Consider the following 22,103-nt stretch of genomic DNA (forward strand, 5'->3'; position numbering starts at 1 on the left):
GACCACGACTCGCTGGGCCTGTTCCAGCAGCGCCCGTCGAGCGGTTGGGGCACGCCGGAGCAGATCACCGACCCTGAGTACTCGACGCTTGCGTTCCTGAAGGGTCTGAAGCAGGTCGACGGCTGGCAGGACATGCCGCTGACCGAGGCCGCCCAGACCGTGCAGGTCTCGGCCTACCCCGACGCCTACGCGCAGTGGGAGCAGCAGGCCGCCGACATCACCGCCCAGCACTGGAACAGCTGAGCCAAACGCTGGCCGGCACCCGGACACCCGGGTGCCGGCCAGCGGCGTCTCCAGGAGCGGTCAGGCGGGGCGGAGGAGGAAGGTCCACGTCGTGGTGGTCGTGCTGGCTGCCGCGCCCACCGCGGCCAGGCCGCCGTAGGTGCCCGCCGGCACGCTGCTGCCGGAGTCGGCGAGAAGTGCTGTCACCCGCCCGCCGCCGGTCTGGGAGCTGTTGCTGCGCACCTCGACGCCGGCCGGCGGGGTGAGCGCCGTCGACAGCCCGTCCCCGTGCATCCAGTACGACAGGGCCCAGCTCTGCTCGACACTGACCGGGGCGTACGGCGTGATCCGGGTGGCGGTGCTGGCCGGATCGGTGGCCCGGGCGAAGACCGGCGCGCTCGGCGCGACCCCCCGGTACGCGGCCACCATCAGGTTGCCCTTGGCCTGGCTGTCGAGGGCGACGCGTACCGCCGAACCGGCGTCCCCGGCGCCGGCGACCTTCCACCAGGCGGTGGTGGTGGCGAAGCCGCCGTCGAGCCGGTCGAGGCGGGTCCAGCCGGTGACCCCGGTGGGCTCGCCGGTGCCGGTGTGGGTGTTCTGGCTGAGCAGGAGCAGCAGGGTGTCGCCCGGTTGGACGGTCGACGGCACGGTCACCGTGTGGCTGGTCCAGTTGGCGTTCGCGGTGGCCTGGCCGACGAAGGAGATCCGCTCGGGCACCGGGGCGACGGTGACGTCGACGGTCGCGGTGCCGGTGGCGCCCCGGTCGTCGGTGACCGTGAGGGTGACCGGGTAGGTGCCGGCGGCCGCGTACGTGTGCGAGGTGTTCGGCACGGAGACGGTGTCGGCGGTGGACCCGTCGCCGAAGTCCCAGCGGTGGTTCTGGATCGCGCCGTCGGCGTCGGTGGAACCGGCGCCGGAGAAGGTGCAGACCAGCCCGGAACAGGACGGGGTTAGCTGGGCCACCGGCGGCTGGTTGGCGGAGCCGCCCGAGCCCTTGAGGATCTTCACGTAGTCGATGTCGCCCGCGAAGTAGTCGCAGGTGACGTCCACACCGTCGCACTGGCTCTTGCCGCCGATGGAGAGCTGCTTGCTGTTTGCGATGGTGCCGGTCGGCCCGGTCAGCCGGCTCATCCGCACCCCGTCGACGTACATCTCGACGTAGGTGGAGGTGCGGTTGCAGGTGACGGTGTGCCACTGGCCGTCGTTGATGGGCACGTCGGTGTAGCCGGTCCGGGAGGCCCCGTCGGCGCCGCGGAACAGGCACTTCGGCTTGCCGTTCGGGGCCTCCAACTTCCAGTAGCCGCCGACTGTCCCGCCCTGTCCCTTCTGGAGGATGTTCCCGAAGGAGTACGTGGTGCGGTAGCGGATGGTGAGCGAGAAGTCCCCGGCGTCCGGGTTGAAGTCGGTGCTGTGCGGCACCAGGTTCACGTGGCCCGGGACGTACTCCTGGTCGGTGGGCAGGTGGGTGGCGAACCGGTGGCCGGTGGCGCCGGCGTAGAGGGCGCCGGTGACCACCTCGGCCCCGATGGCGCCGTTGCGGCCGTTGCCGCTGCTGTCCTTGAGCACGGTCGAGCCGGCCGGCTCGTCCATGCTCCAGAACGCAACCGTGCGGGTGGCGGTCGCCTGCGCGGGCGCGGCGCCCAGCGCCACCCCCGTCCCCACGAACAGGGCGGCCACGCCCAGCCGGGCGGCTGCGCGCCGCCACCGTCCCTGCCTGACTGACCGCATACGATCGCCTCCCAGCTCCACGGGCCCCCACCCTGTCACGCTGCCGGCCAGCGGTTCCATAACCCGTTAAGCGGATCCGTACCAGGTCCTCCGTGCGGCCGTTCGACCGATGTGGCCAGTGGCCGACGACCCGGTGGGCGGCCGGCGGCGAGAGGCCGGGTGGCAGGGCCCACCGATCGGGCGGTGCGGGCAGAAGCGAGAAGGCTCGTCACCGGCTGCGGTGACGAGCCTTCGTGCTGCTCGGATAGCTGGTGGGCGATACTGGGTTTGAACCAGTGACCTCTTCCGTGTCAAGGAAGCGCGCTCCCACTGCGCCAATCGCCCGGGCGCTCGCCGGATCGAAGCACCGGCGACGGTCGGCCCGCGGGGGGCGGATCGCGAGCGGACGACGGGATTCGAACCCGCGACCCTCACCTTGGCAAGGTGATGCGCTACCAGCTGCGCTACGTCCGCGTCGTCACCGGCTCGCGTCGGCGACGGGTGCAACTGTACCCGATGACAAGATCGCCGCGCGGCAGGGCCCCGGCGCGTCCCGGGCCGGCAACCGGAGCCGCCGGAGTGACCGCCGCCACAGCCCGGTGATTGCGCTGCTCGACGCCGGGGTACTGACCGCTGCGACAGCACAACCGTCCCCCCGAAGGAGGCTGTCGTGGGTATCGGAACGAGCATTTTCCTGATCGCGGTCGGCGCGATCCTCACCTTCGCGCTGGACGCCAGCATCGGCGGGGTCAACCTCGACGTCGTCGGCTGGATCCTGATGGCGGCCGGCGTCCTCGGCCTGATCATGACGACGCTGGTCTGGGGTCGCCGCCGCGAGGTGGTCACCACCGCCGAGCCGGTCGAGTACCGGCGGGTCGAGGAGCGCCGGGACGTCACCCCGCCGCTGTGACCCGGCTCCGTCGGGGCTGACGGAGCTGATCGGGTCCCCCTGCCGCGTGCGAACGGGGGCGCCGCCGGGCGCCCCCGTTTCGCGTACCCGGTCAGCCGCGCATCAGGTCGTTCAGCGTGCCGTAGTCGAGCGCGTCGGCCAGCGCGCCGTACGTGCCGGCGGTGAACGCCTCCTCGGCGGCCCGGCGGGCCACCGCGTACGCGGCCTCGGCGACCGAGGAGCCGAGGCTGACCCGGGCCACCCCGAGCTTCGCCAGCTCCCCCACCGGCGGGGCACCCGGCCCGGCCAGCACGTTCAGCGGGGCCGGGATCGCGGCGACCAGGGCGGCCACGGTGTCCGGGTCGACGACCCCGGGCACGAAGATCCCGTCCGCCCCGGCGGCCAGGTACGCCTCGGCCCGCGCCACCGTCTCCGCGACCCCGCCGGCGCCCCGCAGGAAGGTGTCGACGCGCGCGTTGACGTACAGCGGGATCCCGGCCCGGTCCGCGGCGGACCGGACGGCGGCGAGCCGGGCGGACTGCTCCTCGACCGGGCGCAGCGGCGCACCGCCGGCGTGCCACGCGTCCTCGACGTTCACCCCGACGGCACCGGCGGAGAGCACCGCGGCGACGGTCGCGGCGACGTCGTCGGTGGTGTCGCCGTACCCGGACTCGATGTCGGCGGTGACCGGCAGCGGCACCGCGGCGGCGACGCGGCGGACGACGTCGACGGCGGTCTCGCGGCCGAGCGCGTCGCCGTCCGGGACGCCGCGGCTCCACGCGACGCCCGCGCTGGTGGTGGCGACCGCGCGGGCGCCGGCCGCGGCGACGATCCGGGCGCTCGCCGCGTCCCAGGCGTTGACCAGGACCAGCGGCTCGCCGGCGACGTGCAGGGAACGGAAGTGCAGGGCTCGGGTGTGGTGTTCGTTCACCCGGCCAGTCTCCGGCGGCGGCGCCGGCCGCCGTAATGTTTCAGTCCTGGCTGAAACGAAGGGGGCCGCGTGGTCGCGATCGGGCTGTCGGCGGGCGGCGTGGCGCGGGTCCGCTTCGCGCTCTCCTGCCTCTGGGAGGTGATGGCCGGCGTCCGGGTGCTGCGCGACCCGGGCCGCCACGCGATCCACCTGCCCTGGGCCAACCGGGTCCGGCCGCGGCTGGCCGAGGCGGGGCTGCTCGACCCGGACGCCGGCCTGCTCGGGCAGCTCGTGCCGCCCGCGCCGGGCTACCTGGCCGACTTCCTCACCCCGCCGCCGGCCGGCCTGACCCCGGACCTGGACCAGGAGCTGGCCGTGCTGTGCGCCACCCCGCCCGACACGGTCCGCGCCCAACTCGACCTCTATCCCGGACCGCGGCCGGCGGCGGTGGCCGCCCTGTACGCGGACCCGGCGGCCGGGCTGCGCCGGCTCGCCGAGGAGATCGGGACGTACTGGCAGCTGGCCGTGGCCCGCGACTGGCCGCGGATCCGGGCGGTGCTCGACGCCGAGGTGTTCCACCGGGCCCGGCGGCTGGCCGAGGACGGCGCGGCCGGGCTCCTCAACGACCTGCACGAGCGGGTCCGCTGGGAGGGCGACGCCCTGCTGATCAGCCAGCGCCACTGCGACGCCCCGGACGTGCCGGACGGCAGCGGCCTCGTGCTGGTGCCCTCGGTCTTCGTCTGGCCGTCGGTGCTCAGCATCGCGGCCGGCGACGTCCCGCAGCTGGCCTACCCGGCGCGTGGCATCGGCGGGCTCTGGGAGTGCCCGGCGGAGGCTCCGGACGCGCTGGGCGCGGTGCTCGGTCGGGGCCGGGCGCGGCTGCTCGCCGCGCTGGACGCGCCGCGGTCGACGACCGAGCTGGCCCGGCACACCGGGCTGTCGCCGGCCGGGGTGTCGCAGCACCTCACCGCGCTGCGGGCCGCCGGACTGGTGGTGACGCACCGGCAGGGGCGGTCGTTGCTGAGCAGCCGGACCGCCGTGGCCGAGGCGCTGCTGGGCGCGTCGGCGTGACCGGGGAGACAGAAAAGGCCGTGCCGAATGATCGACACGACCTTTTCGCTGGTGGGCGATACTGGGTTTGAACCAGTGACCTCTTCCGTGTCAAGGAAGCGCGCTCCCACTGCGCCAATCGCCCTCGCCAAATTGCCGAGGTGGAGACGGGATTTGAACCCGTGTACACGGCTTTGCAGGCCGTTGCCTCGCCTCTCGGCCACTCCACCGAGGTTGCCCCCGACATGCGTGGCGGCATCTCCGAGCGGACGACGGGATTCGAACCCGCGACCCTCACCTTGGCAAGGTGATGCGCTACCAGCTGCGCTACGTCCGCGTGCCCCCGGCGTTTCCCGGTGACGGATGAGAACTTTAGCCGAGCCCGGGAAGGGTTGCCAAATCGGGTCCCGTTTCCGGGCGCGTCCGGGTGACGGAGTTCCCGGCGACCGGAGCTTCCTAGGAGCCTGGGTGGGAGGCGATCAAGGAGGGCCCAGGGCCCCGACCTGCGGATCTGTCCCTCCGACGCGCCGTCGGGACACTGTCCGGGATCCGACTGCCGTGCGGTCGACCGGCCGCTTCGGTAACTCCTCGTGGTCACTCGGATGGGTTACGGTAACGGGCGTGACGAGACGTGCCGCCGAGATCCGCCTGGACGCGCTGCTGCGCACGGCCTGTGAGGTGATCGCGGAACGGGGACTCGCCAACACCCGCACGGCCGACGTGGCCGAGGCCGCCGGGGTCAGCCAGGCCCTGGTCTTCTACCACTTCGCCACCAAGGACCGGCTGCTCGCGCAGGCGTTCGCCTACGCCGTCGAGCAGGACCTGAACCGGCTCGACACGGTGGTCCGCTCCACCGCCCCGCCGCTGGCCAAGCTGCGCCGGATGCTCCGCCTCTACGCCCCGACCGGCCGGTCGACCTCCTGGTCCATGTGGATCGACGGCTGGGCGGAGTCGCTGCGCACCCCGGAGCTGGAGAAGCTCTCCCGCCGGCTGGACCTGCGGTGGCGGCGCGACCTGGCCGCGGTGATCGCCGACGGGGTGGCCGACGGCACGTTCGAATGTCCCGACCCGGCCGGCGCGGCCTGGCGGATCAGCGCGGTGATGGACGGCCTCGCCGTGCAGCTCGCGGTGCACGAGCGGGTGATCACCCGCCGGCAGATCGCCGAGTGGGTCCGCCTCGTCGCGGCCCGCGAGCTGGGCCTGGAGCCGGCCCAGCTGGACTGAGGGCGCCGGGCTCGACCGAGGCAGCGCGGCGCCGGCGCTCCCGCAGCCGGTCGCGGGCCGGCGGGTGGACGTTGGCCCGCTCCAGGTCACCGCCGTAGTGGGCGAGCACCTGGTGGTCCATCACCCGCCGCCAGACGGGCGGCACCAGCGCGGCGACCACCATGGTCGCGTAGCCGGCGGGCAGCTGCGGCGAGGCGTCGAAGCTGCGCAGCGTCTGGTAGCGGCGCAGCGGGTTGGCGTGGTGGTCGCTGTGCCGCTGGAGCTGGAAGAGGAAGACGTTCGTGACCGTCCGGTCGCTGTTCCAGCTGTGCCGGGGATCGACCTTCTCGTAGCGGCCGGCGGCGGTGCGCTGGCGGGCCAGCCCGTAGTGCTCCAGGTAGTTGACCACCTCGAGCAGGGAGAATCCGACCACCGCCTGGAGCGCGAGGAAGACCAGCACCCCGGGCCCGAAGGCGACCACCAGCACGGCGTAGAGCAGCACGGTCAGCGCCCAGGCGTTGAGCACGTCGTTGCGCCAGGTCCACGGGGTGCGGCCGCGCAGCCGGAGGCGGCTGCTCTCCAGCCGCCAGGCCGAGCGCAGGCTGCCCCAGACCGTACGCGGCCAGAACGCCCAGAACGTCTCGCCCAGCCGGGAGCTGGCCGGGTCCTCGGGGGTGGCGACCCGGGTGTGGTGGCCCCGGTTGTGCTCGACGTGGAAGTGCCCGTACCCGGTCGGCGCGAGGGCGATCCGGGAGAGCCAGCGCTCCGCCGTCTCCCGCTTGTGGCCCAGCTCGTGGGCGGTGTTGATGGCGATGCCGTCGACCACCCCGACGGTGGCGACCAGCCCGGCGGCGGCGGGCCAGGAGAGCTCGCCGCGGGTCCAGACCGCGCAGCAGAGCACCAGGGCCGCGTACTGGGCCGGCAGGTAGAGGTAGGTGAGCCAGCGGTAGTAGCCGTCGGCCTGGAGCGCCGGCACCGCCTCCTCCGGCGGGTTCTCCCGGTCGTCGCCGATGAGCAGGTCGACCACGGGAATGACGCCGAAGACCACCACCGGGGCGAGCCACCAGGCCCAGCCGGCGCCGGTCGCGTGCCAGAGCGACCAGGCGATGAAGGGCAGCACGGGGACGAGCAGGGCGAGCGGCCAGAGCGGCTTGCGGGTGTCCCGCCACGGGACGGTGTCGGTGCCCATCGTCAGCCTCCGATCCGTGAACTCCTGCCCAGACTGTGGCAGCCGTCGCGGAATTTTACAAGAGGCCAGTTTTTGTAAAGCGCTACCGCCACCGTCCCCGGGCCGTCCGCTCGAACGCCGGCTCCTCGCGGACCGGACGCAGCAGGCGCCGCATCCGCAGCAGCAGCCCCGCGCCGAGGAAGACGAGCAGCCCGCCGAGGAGGAAGGCGGCCTGCACCAGGCCGAAGCCGCCCGAGGTGGACACCGGACGGCCCGCCGCACCCGGCGGCGGCTCGACCACCGCCGCCGCACTGGACGGGTCGTCCGCCACCGGCTCCTCGGCGGGCGGGTCGGTCGGCGCCGCGCTGCGCTCCGTGGGTTCCGGCGTCGCCTCGGTCGGCCCGGCCGTCGCCTCCTCCCCCACCACCTGGCGGGCGGCGGTCTGCCGGGCGAGCAGGCGCAACTCCGGGTCGTACGCCTCGGCGGCGAAGCTCACCCGCCCCCGGGCCACGTCCTCGGCGAAGGCCACCCGGTAGCGGGCCGTGACGGTGCGGCCCGGGCAGAGCACGCCCGGGTCCAGGTCGCGGTCGGTCAGCCGGGCGGTGTCCCCCTCGGTCCGGATCTCCAGCGGGAAGGAGCCGCTGTCCTCCACCCGGTCCACCTTGACCTGGTCCAGCCGCATACCCTGCACCCGCAGCAGCATCGACCAGCGCACCTTGACGCAGCCGCCCCCGTCGGTCCGGGACACCACGGCGGAGAGGGTCTCCACCCGGTCGCCGGCGGTGAACTCGTCCGGCAGGCCGCTCAGCTCGGTGGCGAAGGCGGCCGCCGCACCGGCCGGCACGGCCCCGCCGAGCCCGGCCCCCGCCAGACAGGTCAGCACCACCCCGATCCGCAGCGCGTACCGCCACCCGCTCACCACCGTCTCCTCCCGTCGGCCGCGTCCACTCCGAAACGCTAGGAGCGCCACCGGCGCCCCGGTAGACGGGCGTGTTCGCACGAACCGCCAACACCGGGGCCGCTTATCACCGACGGTGGTGAACCGGTCACGCCCGCGTTCCGACACGCCCGGGATCGCCGGCCCGCCGTCTCCGGGGGTACGACAGAATCACCCGGTGTCCGACCTGTCCGCGGCCTTCGTCCGGCTGCACGCCCGGCTCACCCCGGTCGCCTTCGTCCCCGAGGTGCGGCTGCACCAGGCCGACGAGCCGATCGGCCTCTGGGAGCTGACCGAGGGCGAGTTCCACAGCGCCCAACCGCCGCCGTTCTGGGCCTTCGCCTGGGCCGGTGGCCAGGCCCTCGCCCGCTACGTCACCGACCACCCCGAGCTCGTCGCCGGCCGCCGGGTGCTCGACCTCGCCTCCGGCTCCGGCCTGGTCGCCATCGCCGCCGCCCGGTGCGGCGCGGCCGCCGTCCGGGCCGTCGAGGTGGACGAGCGGGCCGTCGCGGCCGTCGCGCTCAACGCCGAGGCCAACGGGGTACGCGTCGACGCCGAACTCGGCGACATCCTGGACGGCGACGCCGGGGACGCCGAGGTGGTGCTCGCCGGGGACGTCTTCTACAGCGAGGCGATGGCCCGCCGGATGCTGCGCTTCCTGCTCCGGGCCGCCCGGTCCGGGGCCCGGGTGCTGGTCGGGGACCCCGGCCGGGCCTTCCTCCCCCGCGAACGCTTCCACCACCTGGCCGCCTACGACGTGCCGGTGCCCGAGGCGCTGGAGAGCGTACGGGTGAAGCACACCACCGTGTGGGAGCTGGACCCGGCTCCGCCGGGAGCCGCCCGTTAGCGTGACGCCGTGCTGTTCCGGGGCTGGGGGGAGTCCGTCGACGGTCCGTGGCCCGACGCGGCCACGGTGGTCGACCACGTCGGCGTGCCGCACCTGGTGGTGACCCGGCACGCACTGGTCCGGCGGCTGCTCACCGACCCGGTGACGTTCCGGCCGGACAACGCCCTCGACGCGGTCACCCCGATCCCGGTGGCCGCGCTGCGGGTGCTCGCCGGCCACCGGTTCCGGCTGCCCCCGACGCTGGCGAACAACGCGGCGGCCAGCCACCCGGAGATCCGCGGGATCGTCGCCGACGCGCTGCACCCGGACCGGGTGGCCGCGCAGCAGCCCTGGCTGACCGGCCTGGTCCGGGAGCGGGTGAGCCGGCTCGCCGCCGCCCTGGCCGCCGGCGAGCCGGTCGACCTGTACGCGGGGCTCGCCGCCGACCTGCCGCTGCTGGTGCTGGCCCGGCTGGTCGAGCTGCCGGACGCCCCGGTGGGCGCGGTCAAGGACTTCGCCCGCGCCGCCCTGGAGCTGTTCTGGGCACCGCTCGACGAGTCCCGGCAGCTCGCCCTCGCCGCCGAGGTCGGCCGGTTCCACACCGTGCTGCGCGCGTTCGCCGCCACCGGGGGCGGGCTCGCCGCCCGGCTGCGCGACGCCGGACACTCCCCCGACGTGGTGGTCGGCGCGCTCTTCTTCCTGCTGGTCGCCGGCCAGGAGACCACCTCGCAGTTCCTCACCCTGCTGCTGCACCGGCTGGCCGGCGAGCCGGCGGTGCGGGCCGGCCTGCGCACCGGCGAGACCGCCGTCGCCGACGTGGTCGAGGAAGGACTGCGGCTGGAGCCGCCGATCGTCACCTGGCGGCGGGTGGCCGCCGTGGACACCACCCTGGGCGAGGTCGCCGTGCCGGCGGGCACCAGCATCGTGGCCTGGCTGGCCCGGGCCGGCCGCGACCCGGCGGTGGTCGCCGCGCCGGACGAGTTCCGGCCGGGGCAGCGCGGATCCCGGCGGCACCTGGCCTTCGGGGCCGGCCCGCACCGGTGTGTCGGGGCCCAGCTGGCCCGGATGGAGGCGGCCGTGGTGGTGGCCGAGGCGGCGCCGCTGCTCGACGGGGCGACCGTGGTCCGGCCGCCGTGGTGCCCCGACAACCTCACGTTCCGGATGCCCGACGCCTTCGTGGTCCGCCGGACCTGACGAAAGTCAGGGCGGACCGCTGCCCATCGGTGGCGGTGCGCCACCCCCTCCGCTCCCTAGCGTCGACGCATGATCACACTTCGTGGGTTGACGAAACGGTTCGGGGCGGCCGTCGCGGTCGACGACCTGACCGTCGAGATCGGACCGGGGCAGGTGACCGGCTTCCTCGGCCCGAACGGCGCGGGCAAGTCCACCACCATGCGGATGGTGCTCGGGCTGGACCGGCCGACCGCCGGGCAGGCCCTGGTCAACGGCCGCCCCTACCGGCAGCTGCGGTACCCGCTCCACGAGGTCGGCGCGCTGCTCGACGCCACCGGCGTGCACCCGGCCCGCTCCGGCCGGGCGCACCTGCGGGCCATGGCCCGCAGCAACGGGATCCCGGCCCGCCGGGTGGACGAGGTGCTCGACCTGGTCGGGCTCGACGCACGGGCCGCCGACAAGCCGGGGCGGGCACTGTCGCTGGGCATGGGCCAGCGGCTCGGCATCGCCGGTGCGCTGCTCGGCGACCCGCCGGTGCTGCTTCTCGACGAACCGGTCAACGGACTCGACCCGGACGGGGTCCGCTGGATCCGCCGGTTCACCCGGGGCCTCGCCGACGAGGGGCGGACCGTGCTGATCTCCAGCCACCTGATGAGCGAGATGCAGCAGACCGCCGACCGGGTGGTGGTGCTCGGCCGCGGCCGGCTGGTCGCCGACGCGCCGCTGGCCGAGCTGATCGCCGCCCGCCCGGCCAGCTCGGTCCGGGTACGCGGGCCCGAGCCGGCCGGCCTGGCGACGCTGGGGGCGCGGCTGGCCGCCGAGGGGGCGACGGTCAGCACCGACGAGGACGGGTTGACGATCACCGGCGTCACCGCCGGCCGGGTCGGCGACCTCGCGTTCGAGCTGGGGGTGCGGCTGCACGAGCTGACCCCGGTGGCCGCCTCGCTGGAGGAGGCGTTCCTGGAACTGACCGCCGGCAGCGTGGAGTACGCGGCCGGCCCGACCGGAGGCGAGACCCGATGACCGCCCTGCCCACCGTCACCCCGACCCGGCCGGCGTCCCGGCCCGCCCCGGCCAACGGCCCGTTCGCCGGGGCGGTGGCCGCCGAGTGGACCAAGCTCTGGTCGGTCCGGTCCACCTGGTGGTCGCTGCTGGCCGCCGTGCTGACCATGGCGGCCGCCGCCGGCCAGCTCGCCATCTACGCGGTGAACGCCAACACCGACGACGACCCGACCGTCAACCCCGGCGTCGTCGATGTCGGCGAGGTGGTCATCGGCGCGCTGGAACTCACCCAGTACGTCGTGCTCGCCCTCGGCCTCTTCGCGATCACCAGCGAGTACGCCACCGGCACGATCCGGACGACGCTGCGCTGCACCCCCTCCCGGGGACGGGTGCTGGCGGCCAAGGCGGTCGTGGTCGGCGTGGTGACCTTCCTGGCCGGGCTGCTGGTCGGCGCGGTCGGCGCGGCGGTCGCCCGGCCGGTGCTCGGCGAGTGGGGTCGCGCCCCGCTGGGCGGGACCGTGGGTGACGTGGTCGCCTCGGCCGCGTACCTCGCGCTGGTGGGCGTGCTGGCGCTCGGGCTGGCGGCGGCGCTGCGCGGCGCGGTGCTCACCCTGACCGTGCTCTTCGCGCTGCTGATGATCGTGCCGCTGTCGCTCCAGGAGCCGGGGATCACCGTGCTCACCCGGATCGCCGACGCGTTCCCCGGGGTGGCCGGCAACCACTTCCTCGCCGGGGACACCGCGCCCTACCCGGCGGCGGTCGGGCTGCTGGTGTTCGCCGGCTGGGCCGTCGCCGCGCTGGCGCTGGGCCGCTGGGCGCTGCGCCGCCGGGACGCCTGAGCGGGGCGGGGCTGGTCAGCCGGTGGGCGGGACCAGCCCCGCCTCGTACGCGAGGATCGCCGCCTGCACCCGGTTGCGCACGTCCAGCCGGGTGAAGATGCTGGTCAGGTAGCTCTTCACGGTGCCCTCGACGAGGTGCAGCCGGCGGGCGATCTCGGCGTTGGACAGCCCCGCCCCGACGAGGGCGAGCACCTCCCGCTCCCGGTCGGTCAGCCCGGCCAGCCGGTCCCGGGCGTACGGGCCGCGGGCCAGCCGGCCGCCGCTGAGCTCGATGACCCGGCGGGCCACCCCCGGCGACAGGTACGCCCCGCCGTCGGCCACCGCCCGGAGGCCGGCGAGCAGCTCCCGCGGGTCGCCCGACTTGAGCAGGAACCCGCTCGCCCCGTGACCGAGCGCCCGGGCGATCAGGTCGTCGTCGCCGAACGTGGTGAGCATGACCGTGGCCGTTTCGGGCACCAGCCGACGGATCTCCGCCGCCGCGCTCAGCCCGTCCTGCCGGGGCATCCGGATGTCCAGCAGCGCCACCCGGGGCCGGTGCGCCCGCACCAGCTCCACGGCCGCGTGGCCGTCGCCCGCCTCGCCGACCACCTCGATGCCCGGGTCGGCGGCCAGGATGGCCCGCACCCCGGCGCGGACCATCGCCTCGTCGTCGGCGAGCACCACCCGCAGGGGCCGCCCGTGATCGTCGGTCACCGTGCGATCCGCTCCTTGCTGGCCAGCCGGCCGTCGGTGAAGCAGAGCCGCCAGGTCGGCTCCGCGAACGGGAAGTTGCCGTCGGTGTAGAACTCGCAGCCCGGGGAGGCCCCGGTCGGCGGGTCGGCCTGCCGGCGGGGCAGCCCGAGGTCGGCGCGCTCCTCGCCGAGGCGCAGCCGTTCGTAGCCGGACCGGTCCAGGACCGCACCCGCCGTGGCGAGCGGGTAGTAGACAAGCGCGAGTGCCAGGGCGAGGCCGGCCGGGGCGCCGAAGGCCACGAGCAGGCTGCGCCGGGCCCGCCGGCGCGCCTCCCGCAGCCGCCGTGCCGCGTCACCGGGGCGGTTGACCGGCGCGCGGCCCGGCCCGCCGTCATCCCCAAGGCCGTCATCCGGCTCGTCGGCCGACCCAGAGAAGCCGTCGAGTCGGCCGACCTCCAGGCCCCCCAATCGCCCGTCGCCGGGGCCGGCCGCGGTCGGCACGGCAAGGCCGCCGGGTCGGTCGGCCTCGGCGCCGGCCACGGCGGGCGCCGGGGTGGCCGTGAGCGGCAGGTGCGCCGTCACCGCGAAGCCGCCGTCCCGAGGGCCCGCGTCCAGCACGCCCCCGGCCAGGCGGACCCGCTCGCGCAGGGCGAGCAGGCCAGAGCCGTGCGACGCCGGCCCCGGCAGCGGTCCGTCCGGCGCCGGCCCGTTGACGACCGACACGGCCACCTCGCCGCCCGCCCGGTCGACGGTGACGGTGATCGGGGCGCCGGGGGCGTAGCGGGCGGCGTTGGTCAGCGCCTCCCGGACCACCCGGTGCACGGCGTGCGCGACGAGCGGCGGCAGGTCCCCGCCGTCCGGGCCGGCGCGCAGGTCGACCGCCAGCCCGGCGTCGCGGGCGCCGTCGACCAGCTCCGCCACGCTCTCACCGGCGGGCCGCAGCGAACCGGACCGCTCCTCGCGGAGCACGCCGATGATGTCGTGCAGCCGCTCGGTGGCGGCGGCCACGCTGGCCCGCAGCTCCCCGGCCGCGCTCCGGTGGGCGGGTGGCAGGTCGGCGGCCAGTTCCAGGGCGGCCGCGCGCAGCGCGATGAGGCTCAGGTCGTGCCCCAGCGAGTCGTGCATGTCCTGGGCGATCCGGGCCCGCTCGCGCAGGCGTACGCGCTCCACGGCGGCCCGCCGTTCGCGCTCCTCGGCCTCGGCGTGCCGCTCCCCCGCCTCGGCGAGCGCCCGCTGTTGTCGGCGCAGCCGGCCGAGCAGCCAGGGGAACACCCCGGCGAACAGCAGCACCGACGCGAGCAGGAACCAGGTGTCCGGATCGGTGCCGAGCAGCCCGAGGTTGACCGCGGTGCCGGCGACCGCGATGGCGCCGAAGACGGCCGCCACCCGGCCGGCGCCGGCGCTGCGCCGGCCGGCCAGGTAGCTGAACACCGGGATGCCGAAGACGAAATTGCCGTCGACCAGCGAGCCGAGCACCACGGCCAGCAGCGCGGCGAGGGGCCACCGGCGGCCGATCGCCACGGCGAGGCCGAGCAGCGCCAGCGACCCGGCCAGCAGCACCACGGCGTGCCGCGGCCACGGCGGGGTGAGCCCGGCGTACGCCACCGGGGCGGCGACCACGGCCCAGAGCAGCAGGTCACCGGCCCGGCGCCGGACGGACGGCGGGGTGCGCGGCGGTTCCACGGCGGCCAGGCTACCCACGGGCGGCCGGACCGGGCACCGACGAAAGTCAGGTGCTCAGCTGATCTCCTCGGCCCAGGCACGCCAGTCGTCGAGCACGCCGTAGAGGGCCGGGGTGAGCCAGCCCGGCGCGGACCGGCGGAAAACCCCCGGGTCCATGCCTCCGGCGCCCATGGGCAGCGCACCCAGCAGGTTGGGCACCAGGTCGGACAGGTTGAGCCAGTGCACCAGCTCCGGCTCGCCCGGCCAGGCGCCGATCACCACGCCGGCCGGGATGGCCCGGCGTTCCAGGGCCTCCAGGGTCAGCGCCGTGTGGTTGAGCGTGCCCAGCCCGGCGCGGGCCACCACCACGGCCGGGGCGCCCAGCGACACCGCCAGGTCCGCCACCGTCCAGGGCTCGCCCGACGGGCGCAACCCCATGGGTACGAGCAGACCGCCGGCCCCCTCGACGAGCACCAGGTCGTGCTTGTCGGTCTCCTCGCGGATGGCGTCGACCGCGGTGTAGAGCTCCAGCGGCTCCAGCTCGGCGACCCGGGCCGCGGCGAGCGGGGCGAGCGGGTCCGGGTAGCTGGCCAGGGTCCGGCCGGTGAGCGGGGCCGCCAGCCGGGTCACCGAGTCGACGTCGCCGGGGTCGCCGGTGGCCGTACCCGTCTGGCCGGGCTTGACCACGGCGACCCGCAGCCCGGCGGCCTGGGCGGCGGCGGCGATCGCCGCGGTCACCACGGTCTTGCCCACCTCGGTGTCCGTGCCGGTCACCAGCACCGGCCCGGTCCAGCCATTGCTGTTGCTCATGAGCCCTCCTTCGTTCGCGACTGCGGGGCTCGCAAACCCGGCTCACTCCTCGCGCTCACGGCGCGCACTCCACGATCACGTCCAGGGCCCGGTCGAAGTCCGCCCGCGCCACCCCGGCGCTGATGGTCAGCCGGAGCCGGGAGCGGCTGTCCGGGGTGGACGGCGGACGGAAGCAGCCCACCGCCACGCCGCGGTCCCGGCAGTCCGCCGCCCAGGCCGTCGCCGCCTCCGGGCCCGGGGCGGTCACCGAGACCACCGCCGCGTCGGGCGCGGAGACCTCCAGGCCCGCCCCGCCCAGCCGGCGCACCACGAGGGCGGCCCGCTCGGCCAGCTCGGCGCGCAGGTCGTCGCCAGCGCGGGCCAGGCGCAGCGCGGCGCGTACCCCGGCCACCACCGCGGGCGGCGGGGCGGTGTCGAAGATGAAGGTGCGGCCGGTCTCCACCAGGTGCCGGACGAACTCCGCGGGCCCGGCCACCACCCCGCCGGCCCCGCCGAGCGCCTTGGACAGGGTGGCCGTCACCACGACGTCGGGCTCGCCGGCCAGCCCGGCCGCGACCACCCCGCCGGCGCCGGCCGGCCCCGTGACGCCGAGCGCGTGCGCGTCGTCGACCAGCAGCAGCGCGCCGTGCCGGCGGGCCACGGCGTGCAGCGCCGCGAGGGGGGCGAGGTCGCCGTCGACGGAGAAGACCGACTCGGTCACCACCACCGCGGGGCGGCCCGGGGCGGCGGCCAGCGCGGCGGCCACCGCGTCGACGTCGGCGTGCGGGGTGACGATCGTCTCGGCGCCGGAGATCCGGCAGCCGTCGATCAGCGAGGCGTGGTTGTGGGCGTCGGAGACGAGCAGCGTACGCGGCTGCACGAGGCCCCGGACGGCGGCCAGGTTGGCCAGGTAGCCGGAGGAGAAGACCAGCGCCCGGTCGACGCCGAGCCAGTCGGCCAGGTCGTCCTCGAGGGCGTGGTGCAGGTCGGTGGAGCCGCGCACCAGGCGCGACCCGGTGGCGCCCAGCCCGTACGCCGACAGGGCCCGCCCGGCCGCGGCGGTGACCTCCGGGTGGGTGGCCAGGCCGAGGTAGTCGTTGCCGGCCAGGTCGACCACGGCGTCGCCGGCGGCGCGCGGGCGCAGCGTGCGGGTGAGCCCCGCCTTGGCCCGCAGCTCGGCGCGGCGGTCCAGGGCCGCCAGCCAGTCCGCCACCGTCACGTCCCTTCCCCCGAGCCGTCGCCCTGCCGGGCGCTTCCGCGGGGCGAAGTTACCACCCGGCCGAACGGCCCCGGCGTGGCGCGGTCCGGCTCGCCGGGCCTGCTCGCGGGGGCCGGACGCGGCCGTTTCCCGGCCTCGGAGGGGCCTTGTAGGGTACGAGCCATGCCAGAGATCCTCGACCAGGCCCGGACCCAGGTGCTGGAGAACGGCGTCGGCCTCGACGAGGCCGGTGTCCTCGCCGTGCTGAACCTGCCCGACGAGCACCTGCCCGCCGCCCTCCAGCTCGCACACGAGGTGCGGATGCGCTGGTGCGGCCCGGAGGTCGAAGTCGAGGGCATCGTCTCGCTGAAGACCGGCGGCTGCCCGGAGGACTGCCACTTCTGCTCGCAGTCCGGCCTGTTCACCTCGCCGGTCCGCTCGGTCTGGCTGGACATCCCGGCGCTGGTCGAGGCGGCGAAGCAGACCGCGGCGACCGGGGCGACCGAGTTCTGCATCGTGGCCGCCGTACGCGGCCCGGACGCCCGGCTCATGAAGCAGATGCGCGAGGGCGTGGCCGCCATCAAGGCGGAGGTGGACATCCAGGTCGCCGCCTCGCTCGGCATGCTCAGCCAGGAGCAGGTCGACGAGCTGGTCGAGATGGGCGTGCACCGCTACAACCACAACCTGGAGACCTGCCGCTCCTACTTCCCGAACGTGGTCACCACGCACTCCTGGGAGGAGCGCTGGGAGACCTTGACGATGGTCCGCGAGTCGGGCATGGAGGTCTGCTGCGGCGGCATCCTCGGCCTCGGCGAGACGGTGGAGCAGCGCGCCGAGTTCGCCGCGCAGCTCGCCGAGCTGGACCCGCACGAGGTGCCGCTGAACTTCCTCAACCCCCGCCCGGGCACCCCGCTGGCCGACCGCCCGGTGGTCGAGGGCAAGGACGCGCTGCGCGCCATCGCCGCGTTCCGGCTGGCCATGCCGCGGACCATCCTCCGGTACGCGGGCGGCCGGGAGCTCACCCTCGGCGACCTGGGCACCCGCGACGGCCTGCTCGGCGGGATCAACGCGGTCATCGTGGGCAACTACCTGACCACGCTGGGTCGGCCGGCGACCGACGACCTGAAGCTGCTGGACGACCTGAAGATGCCGGTGAAGGCGCTCTCCGCCACCCTGTGAGGACGACGTGACCGAGCTTGTCGAGCCCCCCGCGCCGGCCGGCGCCGTGGTGCCGCGCTGGTGCGACCGCTGCGGCGAGTCGGTGGCGGCGGGCCCCCACGAGGCGTGCGCGGCGGCCCGGGCGCTGGAGCCGCCGCGCTGGTGCGCGCACTGCCGGCGGCGGATGAAGGTGCAGGTCGTGCCGACCGGCTGGTCGGCGGTCTGCGTCGAGCACGGCGAGATCCGGGGCTGACATGCTGCGGGGGCGGACGGTGACGCTGCGACCGGCGACCGACGCCGACGTGCCGGCGCTCGCGGCGATCCGGGCCACCCCGGAGGTGCGCCGCTGGTGGCGCGGCGACGACGACCTCGCCGGGGCGGTCCGCGCCGACCTGGCCGACGACGACCTCACCGTCTACGCGATCGAGCACGACGGCCGGCTGGTCGGCGCGATCCAGTGGTACGCGGAGACCGACCCGGACTACCGCCACGCCAGCCTGGACATCTTCCTCGACCCGGCGGCCCGCGGCGCCGGCCTCGGCGGGGACGCCATCCGCACCCTGGCCCGGCACCTGGCCGACGAGTACGGCCACCACCGGTTCACGATCGACCCGGCGGCGGCGAACACCGCGGCGATCCGGGCCTACGCGAAGGTGGGCTTCCGGCCGGTCGGCATCATGCGCCGCTACGAGCGGGGCGCGGACGGCCGCTGGCACGACGGCCTGCTGATGGACCTGCTCGCCGAGGACCTGGCCGACTGAGTCGGCGCTGGGCGCGGGGGTTCCGGCGGTCAGCGGTCCCAGATCAGGTGCCCGTCGGGGAGGCGGCGGGCCCCCTCGGCCGGTCGGTGCGGGCTGAGCCGGCCGTCCGGCATGAGGTGCGACACCGCCACCCCGCGGCCGAGCACGGCGACGTCGGCGATCAGCCGCCGGTGGCAGCGCCACCAGACGCTCTCGCTGCACATCACCGCCGTCGTCCGCCGCGCCGCGTCGGCCAGCACCTCGTCCAACGCGGCGTCGAACTCCGGCGTCCGGGTGTAGCCGGCGTACGCCCGGAAGGCCGCGACGGTCCACCAGGTGTCCGGCTCCGGTTCGCCGGCGCGGACGTGCCGGCGGCCACCGAGGCGCGGCTCCCAGCGGTAGCCGATGCCCCGCTCCGGCAGCCAGCCTTCCAGGGCCTCCCGCCGGACGTCCGGGTTGGTCCGGCTGGCCGGGTAACGCCGCACGTCCACCACGAGAGCGATCCCCGCGGCGGCCAGCAGGTCCCCGAGCCGGTCCCGGTCGGCGGCCCCGTGCCCGACCGTCAGCAACTCCCGTTCCACCGGCTCAGCTTGCCCCGGGTCGCCGCCGGCCGCCGGCCAGCCGGGGCGCGACCCGCCAAAGGGCGTGCCCGGCACCGCACGGTGCCGGGCACGCCCCGGTGATCAGCAAACGGGTGTGGCCTCGGACCAGGCCGTTCCCCCTAGCGCTGCAGGGTCAGCACACCCGGCCGCCAGGGCAGCAGGTTGTAGTCGCCTCCCGCGCTGGGGTTCTTGCCCTGGTACAGGAACTGCAGGTTGCAGGCGTCGATGGTCTTGGTCTGGTCGGGGTTGGTCCGGACCAGGTCACCGTGGCTGATGTCGTTGGTCCAGGTGGCGCCGCTGTTGGCCTTGCCGGCGAAGGGGTTGCTCTCGCTGGCGGCCTGCGGGGTCCACGAACCGCTGAGGCTGTTGGAGGTGAAGGAGCGGAAGTAGCGCCCCTGGCTCCCGATCGCCTCGACGATCATGAGGTACTGGTTCTGGCCCGCTACCTTGTAGACCTCGACGCCCTCGAACAGGTTGTTCGTCGAGTCGGTCATGATCGTCGTGTAGTTCGAGCCGAAGCTGCCCGGGAAGTTCCCGAGCGGCATGCTCGACCGGTAGATCTTGCCGTTGTCCCCGGCGAAGAACAGGTACATGTTCTGGTCGTCACCGATGAGGGTCTGGTCGATGACGCCGTACGGGGCGTCCGGCAGGGTGGCCGTGGACAGCGTCTGCGCCGAGGACCAGCCGTTGGCGTTCGTCGGGTCGCTCGACGTCTTGTAGCTGAACGAGGTCGGTCCCCACTGGTACGCCAGCACCCAGATGTTCTTCGGGGCGAAGTACAGCAGCGTGGGCGCCACGGTGCCCTGGCTCATCCCGGTCTGGCCCGCCGATGCCATGTCGGACCAGTTGGTGAACAGGCTGAAGTTCATCGAGCCGTACTGGCCGCTGCTGTTGACGTTCGACCCGTAGACCAGGTGCTTGCCGTTGTAGACCACGTTGGTGAAGTCCTTGAGCGAGACCCAGCCGTTCTGCGGGTTGGCCAGCGCGCCGGTTGACGACCACCGGTAGGTCGACGGAAGCGCGCAGCCGCCCGGCGGGGGCGTCGTGGTCGGCGGCGGCGTGGTCGGGGGCGTGGTGCCACCGAAGTCGGTCCGCCACTGCTGGTTGGTCTGCCCGTGGCAGTCGTACAACTGGATCTGCTGGCCGTTGCCGCTGCCCCAGACGTCCAGGCAGCGGCCGGACTGCACGCCGCTGATGGTGCCGTTGGAGTTGATGTTCCACTGCTGGTTCGACTGGCCGTTGCAGTCCCAGATGATGATTCCGGTGCCGTTGCCGGTGGCCGCGCCGTTCGCGTCGAGACACTTGGTGCCGTAGACCATCAGCTGCTTGCTGGTGGTGTACGTCCACTGCTGGTTGGACTGACCGTTGCAGTCCCAGAGCTGGACGCGGGTGCCGTTTGTCTGCGTGGCGTTCGGTACGTCGATGCACCGGCCCGACTGCACGCCGACGATCCGGCCGGCGCCGCCGCTCGGCGGCGGTCCCGTGGTCGGGGTGGTGGTCGGCCCGGAGGTCGGGGCGGCCGCGTTCAGCGCGTTGAGGACCGAGGTGTACGCAGCCTTCTTGTTGCCGCCGCCGTCGAACAGCAGCGGGTTCTCGTTCGAGCGCCAGGAGTCGCTGTCGCGGACGCCCCACACGGTGATGCCGATGCAGCGCGGCACGTTGATGCACGCCTGGGTCAGCCCGGCGTACTGGCTGGTCGACGCGTTCGTGACGTCGACCTCGGTAAGCGCCACGTCGACACCGAGCGCGGCGAAGCTGGACAGCGTGGTCTGGAAGTTGCTCGGCAGCGAGCTGCCGCCGGTGAAGTGGGTCTGGAGGCCGACGCAGTCGATCGGTACGCCGCGGGACTTGAAGTCCTGGATCATGCGGTAGACGCCCTGGGTCTTGCCGTAGGACCAGTTCTCGATGTTGTAGTCGTTGTAGCAGAGCTTCACCGACGGGTCGGCCGCCCGCGCGGTGCGGAACGCCACCTCGATCCAGTCGTTGCCGGTGCCCTGCAGGTTCGATTGACGACGGCTGCCGTCCTCGTTGAACGCCTCGTTCACCACGTCCCACGCGGCGAGCTTGCCCTTGTAGTGGGCCATCACGCCGTTGATGTGGTTGATCATCGCGTTGCGCAGCGTGCTGCCCTGCATGTTCTGCATCCAGGGCGGCTGCTGGGCGTGCCAGGCCAGGGTGTGCCCGCGGACCTTGAGGCCGCGTTGGGTGGCCCAGTTGTAGATCTGGTCGCCGGAGGAGAAGTTGAACTGGCCCTGGTTGGGCTCCGTCGCGTCCGGCTTCATCTCGTTCTCGGCAGTGATCATGTTGAACTCACGCGCCGCGATCGTGTTGTAGGTCGAGTCGTTCAGCCGGCCCGCCGCGATCGCCGTGCCGAAGTACCGGCCCGACTGTGCGGCGGCCGCGCCCAGCGTGGACGCGGCGGCGTTCGCCGACGGCATCAGCATCGCGACGGCGGCCACCGTCACGGCGCTGACCGCGCCCGCGAGCAGCGCTCGGACGGCGGGCGATCGCCGTCGCCGACTCCCGCCGCGATGAAGGGATGGGCTCATTGCCATCGTGGCTCCCTTACTGGCCAACACCCACGCAGTCTGGGCGAGGACGACTGGCGCCTTTGTTAGGAAATATATCGACTTCGATGCTCTCATCGGCCATCCGACCGGACAACAACTTTCGGAAACTTTCGGACGCAGTCCTGGCGCCCGGGTTCACCGGCTCGGCGACCCGGCGTGGCCGGTCACTCAGGTACGGTGACCGGCCACGCCGGCCGGATGCCCGTCAGGAGACGGTGCAGGGAGAGCCGTTGAGAGTGAAGGCGGTGGGTCTCGGGTTGGTGCCGGTGTGGGTGCCGTTGAAGCCGAAGCTCGTCGACGCATTCGGCGCCAGGGTGCCGTTGTAGGCGACGTTCGTGGCGGTCACCGCGGTGCCGGTCTGGGTGAAGGTGGCCGACCAGCCCTGGCCCACCTTCTGCCCGGCGCTCGGGAAGGTGAAGGCGAGCGTCCAACCGTTGATCGCGCTGGTGCCGGTGTTGGTGATGGTGATGTTCGCGGTGAATCCGGTGTCCCAGCTGCTGGTCGTCCAGGTCACCGCACAGCCGCCGGTGGCCGGCGGGTCGGCGGTGGTGACGGTCAGCGGCGGCGAGGCCGCCGAGACGTTGCCGGCCGCGTCCACCGCGACCACGGTGAAGGTGTACGCGGTGGCGGCGGTCAGGCCGCTGACCGCCAGGGTGGTCCCCGTGGTCGATCCGACCAGGACGTTCCCGGAGCGGTGGACCCGGTAGCCGGTGACGCCGACGTTGTCGGTGGCCGGCCCCCAGGCGAGGGTGAGTCCGGTCGGGCCGACCGCCGAGGCCGTCGGGGT

Annotated in this window: 21 protein-coding genes, 5 tRNA genes and 1 pseudogene; 11 read left to right on the plus strand and 16 right to left on the minus strand. The window is 74.4% G+C overall.

The genetic code is table 11. The annotated features are described in order from the left end of the window. A pseudogene (locus ACW0Q9_RS16205) lies at nucleotides 1-243 on the plus strand (hypothetical protein); the annotation flags it as partial. Between the two features lie 60 nt (nucleotides 244-303). On the opposite strand, the gene ACW0Q9_RS16210 reads toward ACW0Q9_RS16205, so the two are convergent. The 3 genes from ACW0Q9_RS16210 to ACW0Q9_RS16220 form a co-directional block, all read right to left on the minus strand. Continuing rightward, entirely contained in the window at nucleotides 304-1,950 is a 1,647-nt protein-coding gene (locus ACW0Q9_RS16210) for a PKD domain-containing protein (protein ID WP_456182122.1), read from the minus strand. Nucleotides 1,951-2,199: 249 nt separating this feature from the next. After that, nucleotides 2,200-2,274, minus strand: a tRNA-Val gene (locus tag ACW0Q9_RS16215). Between the two features lie 56 nt (nucleotides 2,275-2,330). Beyond that, a tRNA-Gly gene (locus tag ACW0Q9_RS16220) sits at nucleotides 2,331-2,403 on the minus strand. A 196-nt stretch (nucleotides 2,404-2,599) separates the two neighbouring features. Between ACW0Q9_RS16220 and ACW0Q9_RS16225 the strand changes: the two genes are divergently transcribed. Beyond that, nucleotides 2,600-2,839 carry a DUF6458 family protein gene (locus tag ACW0Q9_RS16225; protein WP_091311496.1) on the plus strand — a complete coding sequence of 80 codons (240 nt, stop codon included), beginning with the start codon at nucleotides 2,600-2,602 and terminating at the stop codon, nucleotides 2,837-2,839. A 91-nt stretch (nucleotides 2,840-2,930) separates the two neighbouring features. Here ACW0Q9_RS16225 and ACW0Q9_RS16230 read toward each other — a convergent pair whose 3' ends face one another. Continuing rightward, the gene (locus ACW0Q9_RS16230) at nucleotides 2,931-3,749 is read right to left on the minus strand and encodes an isocitrate lyase/PEP mutase family protein (RefSeq protein ID WP_456182124.1); all 819 of its coding nucleotides are present in this window, start codon (nucleotides 3,747-3,749) and stop codon (nucleotides 2,931-2,933) included. Between the two features lie 69 nt (nucleotides 3,750-3,818). Between ACW0Q9_RS16230 and ACW0Q9_RS16235 the strand changes: the two genes are divergently transcribed. Continuing rightward, complete coding sequence (locus ACW0Q9_RS16235; RefSeq protein WP_456182126.1) at nucleotides 3,819-4,799, plus strand: helix-turn-helix domain-containing protein; 981 nt, start codon at nucleotides 3,819-3,821, stop codon at nucleotides 4,797-4,799. A 49-nt stretch (nucleotides 4,800-4,848) separates the two neighbouring features. Here the strand turns inward: ACW0Q9_RS16235 and ACW0Q9_RS16240 are convergent. From ACW0Q9_RS16240 to ACW0Q9_RS16250, 3 genes are all read right to left on the minus strand, one after another. Beyond that, nucleotides 4,849-4,923, minus strand: a tRNA-Val gene (locus ACW0Q9_RS16240). Nucleotides 4,924-4,937: 14 nt separating this feature from the next. After that, nucleotides 4,938-5,008 (minus strand) — tRNA-Cys (locus ACW0Q9_RS16245). A 34-nt stretch (nucleotides 5,009-5,042) separates the two neighbouring features. Then, nucleotides 5,043-5,115: transfer RNA gene (locus ACW0Q9_RS16250), tRNA-Gly, on the minus strand. Nucleotides 5,116-5,399: 284 nt separating this feature from the next. Between ACW0Q9_RS16250 and ACW0Q9_RS16255 the strand changes: the two genes are divergently transcribed. Next, nucleotides 5,400-6,002: a TetR/AcrR family transcriptional regulator gene (locus ACW0Q9_RS16255; protein ID WP_456182128.1), complete on the plus strand. Its 603-nt coding sequence runs from the start codon at nucleotides 5,400-5,402 to the stop codon at nucleotides 6,000-6,002. Here the strand turns inward: ACW0Q9_RS16255 and ACW0Q9_RS16260 are convergent. Both ACW0Q9_RS16260 and ACW0Q9_RS16265 read right to left on the minus strand, forming a co-directional pair. Continuing rightward, nucleotides 5,923-7,170 carry an alkane 1-monooxygenase gene (locus ACW0Q9_RS16260; RefSeq protein ID WP_456182130.1) on the minus strand — a complete coding sequence of 416 codons (1,248 nt, stop codon included), beginning with the start codon at nucleotides 7,168-7,170 and terminating at the stop codon, nucleotides 5,923-5,925. The genes ACW0Q9_RS16255 and ACW0Q9_RS16260 overlap by 80 nt on opposite strands. Nucleotides 7,171-7,252: 82 nt before the next feature. Further along, on the minus strand, nucleotides 7,253-8,068 hold the full coding sequence (locus ACW0Q9_RS16265) for a hypothetical protein (RefSeq protein WP_456182132.1): 816 nt from the start codon (nucleotides 8,066-8,068) through the stop codon (nucleotides 7,253-7,255). 196 nt (nucleotides 8,069-8,264) lie between these two features. On the opposite strand from ACW0Q9_RS16265, the gene ACW0Q9_RS16270 reads away from it, so the two are divergent. From ACW0Q9_RS16270 to ACW0Q9_RS16285, 4 genes are all read left to right on the plus strand, one after another. Beyond that, nucleotides 8,265-8,933, plus strand: a complete 669-nt coding sequence (locus ACW0Q9_RS16270) for a class I SAM-dependent methyltransferase (protein ID WP_456182134.1) — start codon at nucleotides 8,265-8,267, stop codon at nucleotides 8,931-8,933. A gap of 9 nt (nucleotides 8,934-8,942) precedes the next feature. Then, nucleotides 8,943-10,106: a cytochrome P450 gene (locus ACW0Q9_RS16275; RefSeq protein WP_456182136.1), complete on the plus strand. Its 1,164-nt coding sequence runs from the start codon at nucleotides 8,943-8,945 to the stop codon at nucleotides 10,104-10,106. Between the two features lie 69 nt (nucleotides 10,107-10,175). Beyond that, nucleotides 10,176-11,108 carry an ABC transporter ATP-binding protein gene (locus ACW0Q9_RS16280; protein WP_456182138.1) on the plus strand — a complete coding sequence of 311 codons (933 nt, stop codon included), beginning with the start codon at nucleotides 10,176-10,178 and terminating at the stop codon, nucleotides 11,106-11,108. Continuing rightward, nucleotides 11,105-11,926, plus strand: a complete 822-nt coding sequence (locus tag ACW0Q9_RS16285) for an ABC transporter permease (RefSeq protein WP_456182140.1) — start codon at nucleotides 11,105-11,107, stop codon at nucleotides 11,924-11,926. The genes ACW0Q9_RS16280 and ACW0Q9_RS16285 overlap by 4 nt, the downstream gene beginning before the upstream one ends. 15 nt (nucleotides 11,927-11,941) lie before the next feature. On the opposite strand, the gene ACW0Q9_RS16290 is transcribed toward ACW0Q9_RS16285, so the two are convergent. Genes ACW0Q9_RS16290 through ACW0Q9_RS16305 form a run of 4 tightly spaced genes read right to left on the minus strand, consistent with a single transcriptional unit; the run spans nucleotide 11,942 to nucleotide 16,261 of the window. Beyond that, nucleotides 11,942-12,619, minus strand: coding sequence for a response regulator (locus ACW0Q9_RS16290; RefSeq protein ID WP_456182142.1), 678 nt, complete (start codon nucleotides 12,617-12,619; stop codon nucleotides 11,942-11,944). Next, nucleotides 12,616-14,280: a histidine kinase gene (locus tag ACW0Q9_RS16295; RefSeq protein ID WP_456182144.1), complete on the minus strand. Its 1,665-nt coding sequence runs from the start codon at nucleotides 14,278-14,280 to the stop codon at nucleotides 12,616-12,618. The genes ACW0Q9_RS16290 and ACW0Q9_RS16295 overlap by 4 nt, the downstream gene beginning before the upstream one ends. A gap of 54 nt (nucleotides 14,281-14,334) precedes the next feature. Further along, nucleotides 14,335-15,069 carry a dethiobiotin synthase gene (bioD, locus tag ACW0Q9_RS16300; protein WP_456182146.1) on the minus strand — a complete coding sequence of 245 codons (735 nt, stop codon included), beginning with the start codon at nucleotides 15,067-15,069 and terminating at the stop codon, nucleotides 14,335-14,337. A 55-nt stretch (nucleotides 15,070-15,124) separates the two neighbouring features. Continuing rightward, entirely contained in the window at nucleotides 15,125-16,261 is a 1,137-nt protein-coding gene (locus tag ACW0Q9_RS16305; RefSeq protein WP_456182148.1) for an 8-amino-7-oxononanoate synthase, read from the minus strand. A gap of 168 nt (nucleotides 16,262-16,429) precedes the next feature. On the opposite strand from ACW0Q9_RS16305, the gene bioB reads away from it, so the two are divergent. Genes bioB through ACW0Q9_RS16320 form a run of 3 tightly spaced genes read left to right on the plus strand, consistent with a single transcriptional unit; the run spans nucleotide 16,430 to nucleotide 18,165 of the window. Then, nucleotides 16,430-17,425, plus strand: a complete 996-nt coding sequence (bioB, locus tag ACW0Q9_RS16310; RefSeq protein ID WP_456182150.1) for a biotin synthase BioB — start codon at nucleotides 16,430-16,432, stop codon at nucleotides 17,423-17,425. Nucleotides 17,426-17,432: 7 nt separating this feature from the next. Further along, nucleotides 17,433-17,657, plus strand: a complete 225-nt coding sequence (gene bsaP, locus ACW0Q9_RS16315) for a biotin synthase auxiliary protein BsaP (RefSeq protein ID WP_456182152.1) — start codon at nucleotides 17,433-17,435, stop codon at nucleotides 17,655-17,657. 1 nt (nucleotide 17,658) lies between these two features. Next, nucleotides 17,659-18,165, plus strand: a complete 507-nt coding sequence (locus tag ACW0Q9_RS16320) for a GNAT family N-acetyltransferase (RefSeq protein WP_456182154.1) — start codon at nucleotides 17,659-17,661, stop codon at nucleotides 18,163-18,165. A 29-nt stretch (nucleotides 18,166-18,194) separates the two neighbouring features. On the opposite strand, the gene ACW0Q9_RS16325 is transcribed toward ACW0Q9_RS16320, so the two are convergent. The 3 genes from ACW0Q9_RS16325 to ACW0Q9_RS16335 form a co-directional block, all read right to left on the minus strand. Further along, nucleotides 18,195-18,725: a DUF488 domain-containing protein gene (locus tag ACW0Q9_RS16325; protein ID WP_456182156.1), complete on the minus strand. Its 531-nt coding sequence runs from the start codon at nucleotides 18,723-18,725 to the stop codon at nucleotides 18,195-18,197. A 140-nt stretch (nucleotides 18,726-18,865) separates the two neighbouring features. Next, nucleotides 18,866-21,301 carry a non-reducing end alpha-L-arabinofuranosidase family hydrolase gene (locus tag ACW0Q9_RS16330; RefSeq protein WP_456182158.1) on the minus strand — a complete coding sequence of 812 codons (2,436 nt, stop codon included), beginning with the start codon at nucleotides 21,299-21,301 and terminating at the stop codon, nucleotides 18,866-18,868. Nucleotides 21,302-21,521: 220 nt separating this feature from the next. Then, nucleotides 21,522-22,103: cellulose binding domain-containing protein (locus tag ACW0Q9_RS16335; protein WP_456182160.1), on the minus strand; the 582-nt coding region annotated here is incomplete at its 5' end.

The sequence above is a fragment of the Micromonospora sp. I033 genome, assembly GCF_053890995.1.